16 protein-coding genes are annotated in these 16,050 nt (G+C 24.9%); 14 read left to right on the top strand and 2 right to left on the bottom strand.

The window, feature by feature from the left end; translation table 11 throughout:
* Positions 1–56 precede the first annotated feature (56 nt).
* The 6 genes from AELL_RS10070 (at position 57) to msrA (ending at position 6,235) form a co-directional block, all read left to right on the top strand.
* On the top strand, positions 57–3,227 hold the full coding sequence (locus AELL_RS10070; protein ID WP_118917838.1) for a transporter substrate-binding domain-containing protein: 3,171 nt from the start codon (positions 57–59) through the stop codon (positions 3,225–3,227).
* Complete coding sequence (locus AELL_RS10065; protein ID WP_129096287.1) at positions 3,217–3,615, top strand: response regulator; 399 nt, start codon at positions 3,217–3,219, stop codon at positions 3,613–3,615. Before AELL_RS10070 ends, AELL_RS10065 begins: the two co-directional genes overlap by 11 nt.
* Positions 3,616–3,625: 10 nt before the next feature.
* Positions 3,626–4,768 (top strand): response regulator, encoded by a 1,143-nt coding sequence (locus tag AELL_RS10060; protein WP_118917836.1) that lies wholly within the window; start codon positions 3,626–3,628, stop codon positions 4,766–4,768.
* A gap of 14 nt (positions 4,769–4,782) precedes the next feature.
* Positions 4,783–5,145 (top strand): methionine-R-sulfoxide reductase, encoded by a 363-nt coding sequence (locus AELL_RS10055; RefSeq protein ID WP_118917835.1) that lies wholly within the window; start codon positions 4,783–4,785, stop codon positions 5,143–5,145.
* A 219-nt stretch (positions 5,146–5,364) separates the two neighbouring features.
* A complete protein-coding gene (locus AELL_RS10050) occupies positions 5,365–5,583 on the top strand; it encodes a cold-shock protein (protein ID WP_118917834.1) in 219 nt (72 codons plus the stop codon).
* A gap of 169 nt (positions 5,584–5,752) precedes the next feature.
* The gene (msrA, locus tag AELL_RS10045) at positions 5,753–6,235 is read left to right on the top strand and encodes a peptide-methionine (S)-S-oxide reductase MsrA (protein ID WP_118917833.1); all 483 of its coding nucleotides are present in this window, start codon (positions 5,753–5,755) and stop codon (positions 6,233–6,235) included.
* Here msrA and AELL_RS10040 read toward each other — a convergent pair.
* Entirely contained in the window at positions 6,232–6,570 is a 339-nt protein-coding gene (locus AELL_RS10040) for a hypothetical protein (protein WP_118917832.1), read from the bottom strand. The genes msrA and AELL_RS10040 overlap by 4 nt on opposite strands.
* A gap of 142 nt (positions 6,571–6,712) precedes the next feature.
* On the opposite strand from AELL_RS10040, the gene AELL_RS10035 reads away from it, so the two are divergent.
* Positions 6,713–7,027, top strand: coding sequence for an MTH1187 family thiamine-binding protein (locus tag AELL_RS10035; protein WP_118917831.1), 315 nt, complete (start codon positions 6,713–6,715; stop codon positions 7,025–7,027).
* A 1-nt stretch (position 7,028) separates the two neighbouring features.
* On the opposite strand, the gene rnhB is transcribed toward AELL_RS10035, so the two are convergent.
* Positions 7,029–7,601, bottom strand: a complete 573-nt coding sequence (gene rnhB, locus AELL_RS10030) for a ribonuclease HII (RefSeq protein ID WP_118917830.1) — start codon at positions 7,599–7,601, stop codon at positions 7,029–7,031.
* Between the two features lie 85 nt (positions 7,602–7,686).
* Between rnhB and AELL_RS10025 the strand changes: the two genes are divergently transcribed.
* From AELL_RS10025 to yidC, 7 genes are all read left to right on the top strand, one after another.
* Positions 7,687–8,790: an ABC transporter substrate-binding protein gene (locus tag AELL_RS10025; protein ID WP_118917829.1), complete on the top strand. Its 1,104-nt coding sequence runs from the start codon at positions 7,687–7,689 to the stop codon at positions 8,788–8,790.
* Positions 8,787–10,937, top strand: a complete 2,151-nt coding sequence (locus AELL_RS10020) for an ATP-binding protein (RefSeq protein ID WP_118917828.1) — start codon at positions 8,787–8,789, stop codon at positions 10,935–10,937. Before AELL_RS10025 ends, AELL_RS10020 begins: the two co-directional genes overlap by 4 nt.
* Before the next feature lie 61 nt (positions 10,938–10,998).
* On the top strand, positions 10,999–13,578 hold the full coding sequence (locus tag AELL_RS10015; protein WP_118917827.1) for an ATP-dependent Clp protease ATP-binding subunit: 2,580 nt from the start codon (positions 10,999–11,001) through the stop codon (positions 13,576–13,578).
* 65 nt (positions 13,579–13,643) lie between these two features.
* Positions 13,644–13,778: a 50S ribosomal protein L34 gene (gene rpmH / locus AELL_RS10010; protein ID WP_014474809.1), complete on the top strand. Its 135-nt coding sequence runs from the start codon at positions 13,644–13,646 to the stop codon at positions 13,776–13,778.
* Positions 13,766–14,101 carry a ribonuclease P protein component gene (gene rnpA / locus AELL_RS10005; protein ID WP_118917826.1) on the top strand — a complete coding sequence of 112 codons (336 nt, stop codon included), beginning with the start codon at positions 13,766–13,768 and terminating at the stop codon, positions 14,099–14,101. Before rpmH ends, rnpA begins: the two co-directional genes overlap by 13 nt.
* Positions 14,098–14,445: a membrane protein insertion efficiency factor YidD gene (gene yidD, locus AELL_RS10000; protein WP_118917825.1), complete on the top strand. Its 348-nt coding sequence runs from the start codon at positions 14,098–14,100 to the stop codon at positions 14,443–14,445. Before rnpA ends, yidD begins: the two co-directional genes overlap by 4 nt.
* Positions 14,423–16,045: a membrane protein insertase YidC gene (gene yidC, locus AELL_RS09995; protein WP_118917824.1), complete on the top strand. Its 1,623-nt coding sequence runs from the start codon at positions 14,423–14,425 to the stop codon at positions 16,043–16,045. The genes yidD and yidC overlap by 23 nt, the downstream gene beginning before the upstream one ends.
* Positions 16,046–16,050 lie beyond the last annotated feature (5 nt).

Genomic DNA, 16,050 nt, shown 5'->3' with positions numbered 1-16,050 from the left:
AAAAAATATTTTTTTATGTTATAATATTTTATTTTAACTTTTAAAAAAGGCTTAAAATGAAATATATAACTTTTTTACTTCTCTTTGTTTCCGTGCTTTTCTCTAATGTTGAAAAAAATAATAATTTAATATTTACAAAAGAAGAGTTAGACTGGATAAAGAACAATCCTAAAATAAAAGTTGGTATTGATGCCAATTGGCCTCCTTTTGATTACATAGATATTACAGGACAACATCAAGGTATCTCTTCTGAATATTTGAATATAGTTTCAAAATATACAGGTTTAAAATTTGATATTTATTCTGATGCATGGGTAAATGTTTTAGAAAAAATAAAAAATAAAGAGCTTGATTTATTGGCTTGTGCTGCAAAAACTACTGATAGAGAAAAATACTTAAATTTTACAAAACCATACTTAGATGTTGAAGTTGTTGTTATTGGACAAAAAGATTTAAAACTAAATAGTTTTAGTGAAATAAAAAATTATACAGTTGCTGTTCAGAAAAATAATTATATTCACGAAGATTTAGCTAGACAATTTCCTAATATAAAATTTTATTTTGTCAAATCAAATGAAGAGGCCTTTAAAGCAGTTTCTTATGGAAAAGCAGATTTTTATTTGGGTAATTTGGCTGTTGCTACATATTTTATAGAAAAAGATTTATTAACAAATTTAGAAATAAAAATGAAATCTGATTTTCAAAGTGCTAAATTATCTGTTGCAGTTTTAAAAGAAAAAGATATTTTATTTAATATTTTTGAAAAAGTTTTTGACAATATAAGTGAAGAAGAAAGAAATAAAATCAATAGAAAATGGATATTTGAAGAGAATACAAAAGAACAACTTATAAATTTTTCACAAGAAGAACTTGAGTGGATAAAACAAAATCCAGTAATTTATCTAGCTGGTGACCCAAAATGGCCACCTTTCTCTTTTTATGAAGATGGTAAATATGTGGGAATAATTCCTGATATGTTGAATTTATTAAAAGAAGTTAGTGGAATAAATTTTCAACATATAAATACAAATAGTTGGGAAGAGTCAGTTAATTTACTAAAAGATGAAAAAATAAAAATTCTTGATGCAGTAACTATTACTCCTAAAATGTCAAAAATAGTTGATTTTAGCTCAAAATATTTCTCTTCACAAATCGTAATTATCGGAAAAGATAATAATGAAAGATATATAAGTTCAATAAAAGATATTGAAAATATGGGAAAAAAAGCATTAGGTTTGATAGAGGGAAATTTTATAACCGAAATGATAAAAAGAGATAATCCTGACTTAGAAATATTTGGAACTTTTAAAGATATTCCAGAGGGTTTAAAAGCCTTATCTAGTGGAATGATTGATTATTTTGTTTTGGATATTCCTACTTTTGATTATTATAGTAAGGTATATAGTTTAAGTAATTTAAAAATTGTTGGAATTACTGGATATAACACAGAGTATAGATTTGGGATTGACAAAAATTCTCCTATATTAGTTTCAATAATGAATAAAATATTAAAACATATTCCGCAAGATAGAAAAGATGAAATATATAGAAAATGGATAAAAATCGATAATGGCAAAAATATTGATTATGAATTAATTTGGAAGATATTAGCTGTTTTTGTAGTGATTTTTGGACTTATATTTTATTGGAATAGAAAGTTACAAAGAGAGATAAATGAAAAAGAGAAGGTGCAAAAAGAGTTAGAAGAAGAAAAAACTCATATAAAAGCCTTAAATGAAGAGTTAGAAAAAGCAAAAGAAGTAGCTGAAAATATTGCAAAACAAAAAAGTGAATTTTTAGCAAATATGAGCCATGAAATAAGAACACCAATGAATTCAGTTATTGGATTTACTGAAATATTGGATAAAGAGATAACAAATCCTTTACATAAAGAGTATTTAAGTTCTATAAAAAAGGGCGGAAATTCTTTATTGAGAATTATAAATGATATTTTAGATTTATCAAAAATAGAGGCTGGAAAGCTTGAAATTAAAAATGAATCTTTAAATCCAACAAATTTATTTTTAGAAATAGAGTCGATTTTTCATTCTAAAATTATAAGTAAAAATATAACTTTTATTTTAGATATTGATAAAACAATTCCAAAATATATAATAATTGATGGAGTAAGAATAAGACAAATTTTATTTAATCTAATTGGAAATGCGATTAAATTTACAGAAAAAGGTCAAATAAAAGTAAAAGTTGAAAATGTTTATAAAGATAATATCAAAAGTAAAATAGACTTAATTTTTAGTGTTGAAGATAGTGGAATAGGAATAGATGAAAAAAATTTAGAATCAATTTTTAATGCCTTTGAACAATCTTCAAATCATGATGTGGCAAAATATGGAGGAACTGGTTTGGGACTTGCAATTTGTGCAAAACTTGTTCAGATGATGAATGGAGAAATAAGTGTTTCAAGTCAAAAAAATAGAGGTTCAGTTTTTAAAGTGATATTAAAAGATATTCCAGTTAGTTCTATGGAAGAGGAGATTGTAAGTAGTAAACTATCTCCTTCAAATATAGTTTTTGAAAAATCACAAATTTTAGTTGTGGATGATGTTGAAGAGAATAGAAAATTAGTTCAAGCAAGTTTAAAAGATTTTGATATAAATTTAATAATGGCTCAAAATGGTCAAGAGGCTTTAGAAAAATTAAAAAATGTAAATGTTGATTTAATACTTATGGATTTAAGAATGCCTGTAATGGATGGATATGAAGCTGCAACTATAATGAAAAATGATGAAAGATTAAAAAATATTCCTTTGATTGCATTAACAGCATCTGTAATGGGAAAAGATTTAGAAAAAGTAGAAAAATATGGATTTGATGGATATTTAAGAAAACCAGTTATTTTAGATGATTTGATAGAAGAATTAGGCAAACATCTAAAATATTATTTCTTAGATAAAAATATAAAAGAAAAAGATAAAAATGAAATTTTAGATTTTGAAAAACTGAAGTTTGTGATTTTAAAACTAGAAAATCAGTTAAAAGAAGAGTGGTTAAATATCAAAGATGGTGGGGATTTTTCTTTGATTGAAGAGTTTGCACAAAAATTAAATAGTTTATCAATAGAAAAAGATATTTATATATTAAAAGATTATTCAAATGAGTTATTAAAAAATATTGAGGCTTTTGATATTGAAAAAGTTGATTATTTGATGAATAGTTATGTAGAATTAATAAATAATTTAAAGGCAAAACTTGGAAATGGAAAGTAAAATATTAATAGTTGATGATATTCCAAAAAATATCCAAATGGCAATGAACATTTTAAAAAATGAAGGTTATAAAATGTTTTATGCAAAAAGTGGAGAAATGGCACTAAAGCTTGTAAATGAACATAATTTTGATTTAATTTTATTAGATATAATGATGCCTGATATGAATGGATTTGATGTTTGTGCAAAATTAAAAAATGATGAAAAAACTAAAAATATTCCAATAATTTTTTTATCTGGAAAAGATTCATCTTCTGATATAGAACAAGCTTATGAAAGTGGTGGAATTGATTATGTTGTTAAACCTTTTATTACAATTGAATTGATAACAAAAGCAAACTCTTATGTAAGATTAAAACAATTAGAAGATAAGTTTGCAAGTTTATAAAGGCTAAATCATGCAGAAAAAATATGATAACAAGATTTTATTGGTTGATGATGATTTAAAAAATCTACAAGTTGCAATGAGTATTTTAAGAGATTACAATGTAATTTATGCTCAAAGTGGAGAAAAGGCTTTAGAATTATTAGAAAAAAATCAATTTGATTTGATTTTACTTGATGTTGTAATGCCTACGATGGATGGTTATTTTGTTTGTTCTAAAATTAAATCAAATGAAAAAACAAAAAAAATACCAGTAATTTTTTTAACTGTAAAAGATGATGAAAAAGATATTGTAAAAGGTTTTGAATTAGGTGCAGTTGATTATATAACAAAACCATTTTACAGTGAAGTATTACTAAAAAGAGTAGAAGTTCATTTGAAATTGGCAGCTGTCATGAAAGAGTTGGAACTTGTAAATAAAAACCTAAATGAAAAGGTAAAAAATCAAGTTGAAGAGTTAAGAAATAAAGATAAAATAATTGTGCAACACTCAAAAATTAATGCAATGGCTTCAATTATTGATTTGATTTCTCTTCAATGGAAAGAACCAGTTGATAAAATTAGATTATATTTACAATCATTGGATTTTAAATTTTCAAATATACAAGAGTATAAATCAGATAAAACTTTTAAAAAGACTCTTGATGAAGTAAAAAAATTAGATGAAATTATGAATGATTTTCATAAGTTTTTTAATAATCAAAAAAATAAAGAGGAAGTTAATTTAAAAGTATCTTTGGATAATGCAATTTTTTTATTAAAAGATGAATTAAATGAATTAAATATAAAGTTAAATGTAAAAGGTGATAATTTAATATCTTTAAATATTGTATTTGATGAAATAAAACATATTTTTAATAAATTGATTTCTAAATCTATAGAAAATTTTAAAATAACTAATAGTTTGGTTGAAAAAAAAATAGATATCTCTTTTGAAAATAATAAAGAATCTGTTTATATAATTTATGAAGATAATGCAAATAATTATGATGAAAACCAACTTAAGAGATTTTTTGAATCGCCTAATTTATCAAAATATAATAGTTTTGATTTAGGTTTTTATTTAGTTAAAGTTTTTATAGAAAAGAATTTTGGTCTATTAAATATAGAAAAAACACAAAATGGAATAAAATATAGTATTAGATTTGATAAATAAAAGGAAAATATATAATGAAATATAATGAATTAACAGATGAAGAAAAATATGTAATAGAAAATAAAGGAACAGAATACCCTTTTACTGGAAAGTATAATGACTTTTATGAAGAAGGAATTTTTACTTGTAAAAAATGTAATGCACCTTTGTATAAATCAAGTGATAAATTCAAATCAGGTTGTGGTTGGCCAAGTTTTGATGATGAAATAAAAGGTGCAGTTAAAAGAGTTCCTGATAGTGATGGAAGAAGAGTTGAAATTGTTTGTGCAAAATGTGGTGGACATTTAGGACATGTATTTGAAGGAGAAGGATTTACAGCAAAAAATACAAGACATTGTGTAAATTCTATCTCTTTAAATTTTGAAGCTAAAAAATAAATTTCTTAAAATATTTGAAAAAAGTAAATAAAACTTGCTTTTATTTATTTTTTCAGATAAAGTACGAAACTTAAAGATAAACAATTGTAATAATTTCTCTTTGACTTGATTTTTTATTAACTATACAAAGCCTTTCAAAAATTAATATCTCAATTTTAACTTTATAAATTTTAACTTTATACTTTATAAATTTTAGAGTATAAAAAACAAGGAAAATCTATGAATGATAGATATAATGGAACTATAAAATGGTTCAACAATGAAAAAGGTTTTGGATTTATTCAATTAGAAAATAGTGATAAAGATTTATTTTTACATTACAGTGAAGTTAGAAAAACTGGTTTTGGAAGAGTTTCTTTTGAAGATGGACAAAAAGTTACATTTTTAATTGGTACTGGTCTTAAAGGTGAACAAGCTAAAGACGTAGAAGCTCTTTAATCAATTAGTTTTAAATATATAAATAACGATTAAATCGTTATTTATATCTCTCAAATATAAATTCCTCAAAAAAATTCTCAATTAAATTTTTCAATAAAATAAATATATTAGTGTTAATAGAATAGAATAAAAATAAATTAAAAATAAAATATTAAAATAGGAGCTAATAATGATAAAAAAAGCATATTTCGCAGCTGGATGTTTTTGGGGAGTTGAATATCATTTTAAAAAATTTGAAGGTGTTATAAGTGCAATTTCTGGATACATGGGTGGAAATATTCCAAATCCAACTTATGAAATGGTATGCAGTGGATTTACGGGACATTTAGAAGCGGTTGAAATAACTTATGATGAAACTCTTGTAAATTTTGAAGAGTTAGCAAAACTATTTTTTGAAATACATGATTTTACTCAAATAAATGGGCAAGGTCCTGATATTGGAAGTCAATATTTATCTGCAATATTTTATGTAGATGTTGAACAAAAAAATATAAGTGAAAAATTGATTTGTGAATTAGAAAATAAAGGATTTAAAGTGGCTACTTCTCTTTATCCTTATTGCGTTTTTTATGAAGCAGAATCATATCATCAAGACTATTATGAAAGACACCAAAAGGTGCCTTATTGTCATAAATATAAAAAGATTTTTTAGATAGTACCTAAAATATAATATATTGGTTTGTTATCTAGTTTTTGAAGTTTTACATTATATTTGTTCGCCCAATGTAAAACTTCATTATGAAACTCTTCTAAAATTTCATCAGAGTCATTTTCATCACATTTAATTTTTAAATAGTTTGATTTATTTGATAAACCAACATAAGCATTCATTTTTTTTAAATGATCATTTAATGTCAAAATATGTTTTGCAAATTTATCAAAATCTATTGTTGACTCAATCATTTTTTCTGCTTGTTTTAATGAAGCTTCACTTTTTGAATAACCTAATTGAGATAATATTACTTCTGCTGATACTTCTAGTTGCATTTCATTCCTTAATTTTTGATTTTATATTATCAAATTTAGTTTTAATTATGATTAAAAGTTAAATAGTAAAAATTATTATTTGTCTATTTATTAAAGTTTTTGTATATTTTTATCTAAGATAAATTAAAAAAAGGTTTTTTATATGTCAATATTATTAGAAATGTCAATGTTTCCCACAGATAAAAGTGAAAGTAAAAGTAAAGAGGTTTCAGAGGTTATAAAAATAATAAGAGAAAGTGGTGCTAGTTATCAACTTACAGCAATGGCAACTATTATTGAAACGAAAACCTTGAAAGAAGCTTTGAATTTAGTAGAAAAATGTTATTCAAGATTGGAAGAACTAGGTTGTAATAGAGTTTATGCAACATTAAAATTTGATATTAGAAAAGGTCATGAAAATAGATTAAAAACAAAAATTGAATCAGTTGAAAAACATATAGGAGAGGTTTCAAAATAGTCTAAAAAAGACTTTTTTGAACACCAATATTCTCTTCTCCTAAAGCTTTTAATTTAAAACTTACCCTATGAATATCACTTCTTCCAAATTTTTTTATTGCTTCAATATGAGCTTTTGTTCCATATCCTTTATGTTTTTCAAAATCATAGTTAGGATATTTTGAAGATATTTCATTCATAAATCTATCTCGACTAACTTTTGCTAAAATTGAAGCTGCACTAACTTCTTTTATTGTGGCATCTGCTTTAATTTTATGTTGTAGCGTAGAAATCCCAAAAGAGGTATTCCCATCCATCAAAAATTCTTTACAAAATTCGTTTAGATTTTCCATTATTTCTAATATTGAATTTTTTAAACAATAACTAATACCTTTTTCATCGATTAAATCTGCATTTGAAAAGACTATATGATATTTAGATTTTTCAATAATCTCTTCATATAATTTTTCTCTTTTCTTTTCACTTAGAACTTTTGAGTCATTTAATCCTTTAATATCTTCTAATAAAATAGCACCTGCAACAACCAAAGGTCCAGCAATTGGTCCTCGACCTGCTTCATCAATACCACATAACATATAATAATCCTTATAAAAATTAATTTATTATAACATTTATAAAAAAAACTATATAATGGATTAAATATTATTAGTTGGAAATAAGATGAAAAAAAGCTTTGTTTTAATCACAATTTTACTTCTTATTTTTTTTACAACATTTTATATTTTCTTTTACAAAAAAGAAGAAGTTATAAAAATAGGGTTTGTAGGAGCATTAACTGCAAAATATTCAGTTTTGGGAAATGCAATGATGAACGGGATAGTTTTAGCTTTTGAAGAAGAAAATTATAGAATAAATGGTAAAAAGATTGAACTTATTTTCAAAGATGATAAAAAAGATATTGAATTAAACAAAAAAATAGTTAATGATTTTATAGACCAAGGAATAAAAATAGTCATAGGAAATGTTACAAGTAGTATGACTAAAATTTCTATGTCTATTATAAATCAACACCCTGATATGTTTTTGATTTCAGCTGCTTCTGCAAGTAATGAATTTTCTGGCATAGATGACCAATTTTTTAGGGTTCATGTCGCAAATAATGAACAAAGATTTTCTGGTTTTGCAACTTATATAAATGATTTAGGTTTCAAAAAAATTTATGGAATTTATGATCCTCAAAATATAACTTATACAAAAGATTACTTAGAAAATTTTGAAAAAACTTTTTATAAAAAGAGTCAAGAAAAATTTATTCAATATGCAACAACTGAAGATTTAGAATTTTTAGTAGAAGATATAAAAGAAAAAAATCCTGATTTATTACTAATTTGTGCAAATTCAGTTGATGGAGCAAGAGTTGTTCAATATTTAAGAATAAATGGTATTTCAACTCAAATTGCTTCTTCTGAGTGGGCAATGACTTCAACATTTATTGAAAATAGTGGAAAATATAGTGAAGGAATTATTTTTAACATAGATTATGATGTAGATTCTAAAAATGAAAGATTTTTAAAATTTGTTGAAAATTTCCAAAATAAATATAATATTTTCCCTTCAATGTACGCTGCAAAAGGTTACGAATTAGCAAAAATAATTATTGAACTTTTAAAAATAGGAAAAGAGACTGAACTTAAGAAAAATATTTTGATAAAAAAAGAGTTTCAAGGACTTCAAAATAAAATAGTTTTTGATGAATTTGGTGATGTTGTTAGAGATTTTAATACCTTTAAAGTCGTAAATGGTAAATTTGAGAAAATAAAATGAAAAATGAAAAAAGTCTAAAAAAAGATATATTAAATATACTAATATCATTTTCAATTTTTATAACGATATTTATAAGTTGTGCCTCAATGGTAAATTTTTATTTTTCAAAATTAACAATTGTTGAGCATAATCAAAAGCAAATTTTATATCATATTGAATCAGAAGTAAACAAATATTTATCAAAAATATATGATTTATCAATTTATCTAAAAAATAATTATAAAGATACAAATACTATGCTTTTGAAAAGTATAGTTAATACAAATAAAAATATTTCTGCAATTTTAGTTTTAGATGAAAATGGGATTATAGAAGATTTTTATGCTTTAACAAATTTGAATATTTATAAAGGATTTGATTATTCAAATCAGGAGTATTATTCAAAATTGAATAAAGATAAAAATGATTATTGGTCAAATGTTTTTTTATTTACAATTGATGACGAAGCATCCCTATCATATAGTTTTAGGATTGATAATAAAGTTGTGGTCTTAATGATAAGATTAACTGAAATCGCAGAGTTTATATCAAGATTTAAAACACAAAGTAATATTCATATGACTAAAATATTTGATAAAAATGGAACATTAATATTAAATCCAAATAATCCAGATTTGGTATTACAAAGATTTAATGAAAATAGAAATGAAGTATTTTCAAAATTAATCAACAAACATTTACCTTATAATTTTGCTATATATTATTCTAATATTGTTGATGAAAATTTATATGGAACTTACACAACAATCGAAAAAACAAGTTGGAAGATTGTGGTTAGTGAAAGTTATGATTCTATTTTGAAATCTTTAAATGGAATGATTCTTTCAATGTTTTTAGGAATGATTTTATTTATTTCTTTAGCAATATTTTTGTCACTTAGAATTTCAAAAAGGGTATTTAAGTCTTTTGATGAGTTACAAAGAACAGCTATAAATATTACAAATGGGAATTATGATATTTCTGTAAATACCTCGTATTATAGTGAGTTTAATATTTTGTTAAATAGTTTTAATAAAATGAAAATTGAAATAGATAGACGAGAAGAGTCTTTAGAATCTTCATTAAATAGCTTTAAAGTTTTATTTAATTCAACAATGGAAATTATGGTAATTCATGATAGAGGAATTTGTGTTGATGCTAATAATGTAGCAATAAAATTTTTTCATTTAAAAAATAAAGAAGAGTTAATAGGCAAAAATCTTTTAGATTTTGTTGATGAAAGTTATAAAGAGTTATTGATTAAAAATTATAAAAAAGATACAACTCCTTATGAATTTGATGTGATTATAAAAAATCAAAAATTTACCTGTTTAGGACAAGGGAAATTTATTCATTTGAATGGGAAAACTCTTAAATTATCAACATTGATTGATATTACAGAAATAAAAGATAAAGATAGATTACTCGCAAATCAGTCAAAGATGGCTGCAATGGGAGAAATGATAGGAAATATTGCTCATCAATGGAGACAACCTTTGAGTTTAATAAGCACTTGTGCAAGTGGTATAAAACTTGAAAAAGAGTATGGAGAAATTAGTCAAGAAAGATTAAATGAAGCTCTTGATTTAATTGTTGAAAATACTCAATATCTTTCAAAAACAATAGATGATTTTAGAAATTATTTTAAAGCAGATAAAAAACTTGAAGATTTTTGTGTAAATGAGAGTATAGAAAAAGTTTTAAAACTTTTAAAATCAAGTTTGGATAATCATAATATAAAAATTAGTGCAAATTATGAAGATGATTTGAAAATAAATGCATATCCAAATGAGTTTTTACAAGTAATAATCAATATTTTGAATAATTCAAAAGATGCATTAATTAATACAGAAATTGATGAGAGATTTGTAAATATTAAAACATACAAAAAAAATGAAAATTGTTTTATAGAAATATCTGATAATGGAGGTGGTATTGAAGAGTCAATTATTTCAAAAGTTTTTGAACCATATTTTACAACAAAACATCAATCTCAAGGAACAGGAATAGGACTATATATGTCACATCAAATTATTGTTGAGCATATGAAAGGTAAAATTTTTATGAAAAATATAGATTTTCTAAATAATGAAAACAAATACAAAGGTTGTTTAGTTACCTTAGAAATTCCAATTAATGAAAAAGTGATATTAGATTTTCATATTTAACTTGACATAATATGACTCAAGTGCTATAATTTTATTAGCAATTAAATAATAGGAGTGCTAAATGAGTAATAATATTTTTGAAAAAATGACAAATCAAATGCATGAAACAATAGATTCAAGTGTTGCACTTGCTCTACATAATAAAAATCAAGAAGTGGAAGTTATACATCTACTTTGGGCTTTACTAACAAACACAAATTCAGTATTAAATCAATTATTAAATAAAATGAATGTTAATAAAGCAGCTATTGAACTTGAAGCTAAATCAAATGCACAAAAATTACCAAGTGTAAGTAGTGTAACAAAAGAGAATATAAAATTATCAAGAAATCTACTTGCAAGTTTACAAAAAGCAGAAGGTCAAATGGCTAGTAATGGAGATAAATTTATAGCTATTGATACTTGGCTTATATCGAATTTTGATTTACCAATTATGAAAGAAGTTTTAGGTAAATATATAGATTTAAGAGAAGCAAAAAAAGAGCTTGAAGCAATGAGAGCTGGAAAAACTATTGAAAGTAATAGTGCAGATGATAATTTAGAAGCTTTAAATAAATATGGAATAGATTTGAATAAAAGAGCTATTGATGGTGAACTTGATCCAGTTATTGGAAGAGATGAACAAATCAATAGAATGATGCAAATTTTAATTAGAAAAACAAAAAACAATCCAATTTTACTTGGAGAACCAGGAACTGGTAAAACTGCAATTGCTGAAGGACTTGCTCAAAGAATAGTAAATAAAGATGTACCTACATCTTTACTTAACAAAAGAGTAGTAAGCCTTGATATGAGTGCATTAATTGCAGGTGCAAAATATCGAGGAGAGTTTGAAGATAGATTAAAATCTGTTATTGATGAGGTTAAAAAAGCTGGAAATATAATTTTATTTATTGATGAAATTCATACAATAATTGGAGCAGGTGCTAGTGAAGGAAGTATGGATGCTGCAAATATTTTAAAACCAAGTCTTGCAAGAGGTGAATTACATACAATTGGTGCAACAACATTAAAAGAGTATAGAAAATATTTTGAAAAAGATGCAGCAATGCAAAGAAGATTTCAACCAGTTAAAGTTGATGAACCAACGGTAAATGAAGCTTTACAAATTTTAAGAGGTATAAAAGAAAAACTTGAAACTCATCATAATGTAACAATAAATGATAGTGCTTTAGTTGCAGCTGCAAAATTATCAAATAGATATATTACTGATAGATTTTTACCTGATAAAGCAATAGATTTAATAGATGAAGCAGCAGCTGAACTTAAAATGCAAATTGAGTCAGAACCAACTGCACTTTCAACTATAAAAAGAGAGATTCAAACATTAAATGTTGAAAAAGAAGCTCTTAAAATGGAAAAAAATAAAAAGAATGAAGAAAGAGTTGCACAAATAGAAAAAGAGTTAGCAAATAAAAATGAAGAAAAACAAAATTTAGAAGCTAGATTTGAAAATGAAAAACAAACATTTAATGCAACAAGTGAATTAAAAGTAAAAATTGATGAACTTAAAACAAAAGCAAATATTGCAAAACGTGAATCAAAATTTGAAGAAGCAGCAAAAATAGAGTATGGAGAAATCCCAGCACTTGAAGCAAAAATAAAAGAAAATGCTCAAAAATGGGAACAAATGCAAAAAGAGGGAACACTTTTAAGAAATAGTGTTGATGAAGAAGCAATAGCATCTATCGTTTCAAGATGGACAGGAATTCCAGTTAATAAAATGATGGATAGTGAAAAACAAAAAGTTTTAAAAGTTGAAGAGGTTTTAAAACAAGATGTTATTGGACAAGATGAGGCAATTAAAGCTATTAGTAGAGCAATAAAAAGAAATAAAGCAGGATTAAGTGAAACTTCAAGACCAATAGGAAGTTTTTTATTCCTTGGACCAACTGGAGTTGGAAAAACAGAGAGTGCAAAAACTTTAGCAAAATTTTTGTTTGATGATGCAAAATCGCTTATAAGATTTGATATGAGTGAATATATGGAAAAACACGCGGTTTCAAGACTTGTTGGAGCAGCTCCTGGTTATGTTGGATATGAAGAGGGTGGTCAATTAACAGAAGCTGTTAGAAGAAAACCATATAGTGTTATTTTATTTGATGAAGTTGAAAAAGCTCATCCTGATGTGTTTAATATTTTATTACAAGTGTTAGATGATGGAAGATTAACTGATAATAAAGGTGTTACAGTTGATTTTAAAAATACAATTATTATTCTAACTTCAAATATTGGAAGTGCAAGAATAATTGAGATTTCTGATAAAGAAGAGAGAAGAAAAGCTGTTTTAGATGAATTAAAAATGCATTTTAGACCAGAATTTCTAAATAGATTAGATGATATTGTTATTTTTGAGCAATTAAATTTAAGTGCTATTACAAATATTGTAGATATTTTATTTAATAATATTAAGAAAAAAGTTGAAGAAAAAGATATAAAAATTTCTTTAACACAAAATGCAAAAGAGTATATTGCAAAAATTGGATTTGACCCAGTTTATGGTGCAAGACCGTTAAAACGTGCAATTTATGAGATAGTTGAAGATAAACTTGCTGATTTAATTTTAGAAGATAAAATAGGTGAGGGAAGTAGTATAGAGTTTGATGTTCAAAATGATGAGGTAGTTGTTAATATTGCCTAAACAATATTTAAGTAAAATTTAACTATAATCCACAACTTATTTAGTGAATATAGAGGAAATCTAAGATGAAAAGAACGTATCAACCACATAATACTCCTAGAAAAAGAACTCACGGGTTCAGAGTAAGAATGGCTACTAAAAATGGTAGAAAAGTAATTAATGCTAGAAGAGCTAAAGGTAGAAAAAGATTAGCTGTTTAAGCAAAGACCACAGACTTAATAGTCCAAAAGACTTTAACAGACTATATAAAAGCGGCAAAAGATGGCACACTGCCAGCTTTGTCGCTTTTTTTAGTTCTAGCCCTACATTAAAAGCTGCTTTTGTTACTTCAAAAAAAGTTGGGAATGCAGTAAATAGAAATAAAGCAAGACGAAGAATGCGTGCTTTATTTGCTTCATATGAAAAACAATTATTAGTTGGTAACTATATATTTGTTGCAAAAATTACCTTACATGAAAAAAATTATTTAGAATTAAAAAAAGATTTTGACTTTGCATTAAAAAGATTAGAAGTTTTAAAATGAAATTTATTTTTAAATATTTGATAAAATTTTATCAAAAATATTTAACAGTTTTATCTTTTGGATCATGTAGATATTATCCAACTTGTTCCCAATATGCACTATGGCAGTTGGATAATAATACTTTTTTTAAGGCGTTTTATTTTACAATATTGCGCATATTAAAATGTAATCAACTTTTTGAGGGTGGATTTGATTATCCAATAGTAAAGTTGAGAGCAAATCAGAATATCAATTATAAAAAAATCAAAATAATATATTGGTATATACCATTGAAAAATGGAAAGTATTTAGTAGTAAAAAATCGGGAGTGGAAAAAGAAGAATGAACAACATGAATCAAAATAATGGTATGCAAAAACGAATGTTAATTATGACATTGGTTGTTTTTGTATTTTTTATAGCATATGAGTTTTTAGTTTTAAAACCACAGCAAGAAGCCAAAGCTGAAAAAGCAAAACAAGAGCAAGCACAAAAACAAAATGCTGCACCTGATGTAAATACAGCTGCAACTCAAATGGTTGCAACAGATGTAAATGGAAATCCAGTTGATATGTCTAAATCAGTTGAGGCATTATCTTCTAAAGCAATTGCAAACAATCAAATTGTTTCAGTTATTAAAACAGCAAAAAGTATTATTGAAATTGATACTTTAGGAAGAGTGGCACAAGTAACTCTACTTGAAGAAAAATATAAAGATGAAAATGGAAATCAAATAAAATTATTTGAATCAAATCAGTTAAGACCTTTAGAAGTTAGATTTGCTGATACAAATATAAATACAGAAGCATTTAAAGTTAGTGTAGTTGCAAGTTCATCAAATGTTGATGCATCTACAAGTGCACAAGAGTTAGTTTTAACTCAAAATTTAGGCGATACAGTATTAACTAAAAAATTTACTATCTATCCTGATGGACATTATGATTTAAGTGTAAGTACTACAAATGATAAACAATTTTTTATTACAAATGGATTTAGACCAAATGTTTTAGCTGATATGTATGCGGTTCATGGTTTTATTGCTAAATTAAATGATAGTACATTAAAAACTATTGAAGATGGTGATTTAGATAAAAATGAAACAATTGTAGGTACAAAATTTATATCAAATTTTGATAGATATTATGCAACAGTAATCTATAACTTTGAAAAATCATTAACTTTAAGTTTAATGCCTGATTCTTCTTCAAATCCTCAAGCATTTGTTCATGGTTCTAATAATATTTCATTTTCTGGATATATTGGACCAAAAAATCATAGAGATTTAGAAAGCTTAAATCCTGAATTAATTGATGTAATTGATTATGGTTGGTTTACTTTTATAGCAAAACCTATGTTTATATTATTACAATTTATTCAAGGTTATGTTGGTAACTGGGGATGGACAATTGTAATTCTTACAATTTTAATTAAATTAGTTTTATATCCTTTATCATATAAAGGTATGGTGTCTATGCAAAAATTAAAAGATTTAGCACCTAAAATGAAAGAAATTCAAACTAAATATAAGGATGATAAACAAAAACAATCAATGCATATGATGGAACTTTACAAAAAACATGGTGCAAACCCAATGGGTGGATGTTTACCATTACTTTTACAAATTCCAGTATTCTTTGCTATTTATAGGGTTTTATTAAATGCAATCGAATTAAAAGGTGCAGAATGGATATTCTGGATTCACGATTTAGCTGAAATGGATCCTTATTTTGTTTTACCAATTTTAATGGGTGTAACAATGTATTTACAACAAAAAATTACACCAAATACAATGCAAGATGAAATGCAAAAGAAAATATTCCAATTTTTACCAGTTATTTTCACATTCTTCTTCTTGTGGTTCCCAGCAGGACTTACGTTATATTGGTTTATAAATAATCTATTTACAATTGGTCAACAATACTATATTAATAGCGTATTTGAAAGAAAAAGAGCTGAAAAAGCATAGGAAAA

Origin of the sequence: Arcobacter ellisii (genome assembly GCF_003544915.1) — a bacterium.
GTDB lineage: Bacteria > Campylobacterota > Campylobacteria > Campylobacterales > Arcobacteraceae > Aliarcobacter > Aliarcobacter ellisii.
This window is presented reverse-complemented; position numbering and strand designations above follow the sequence as displayed.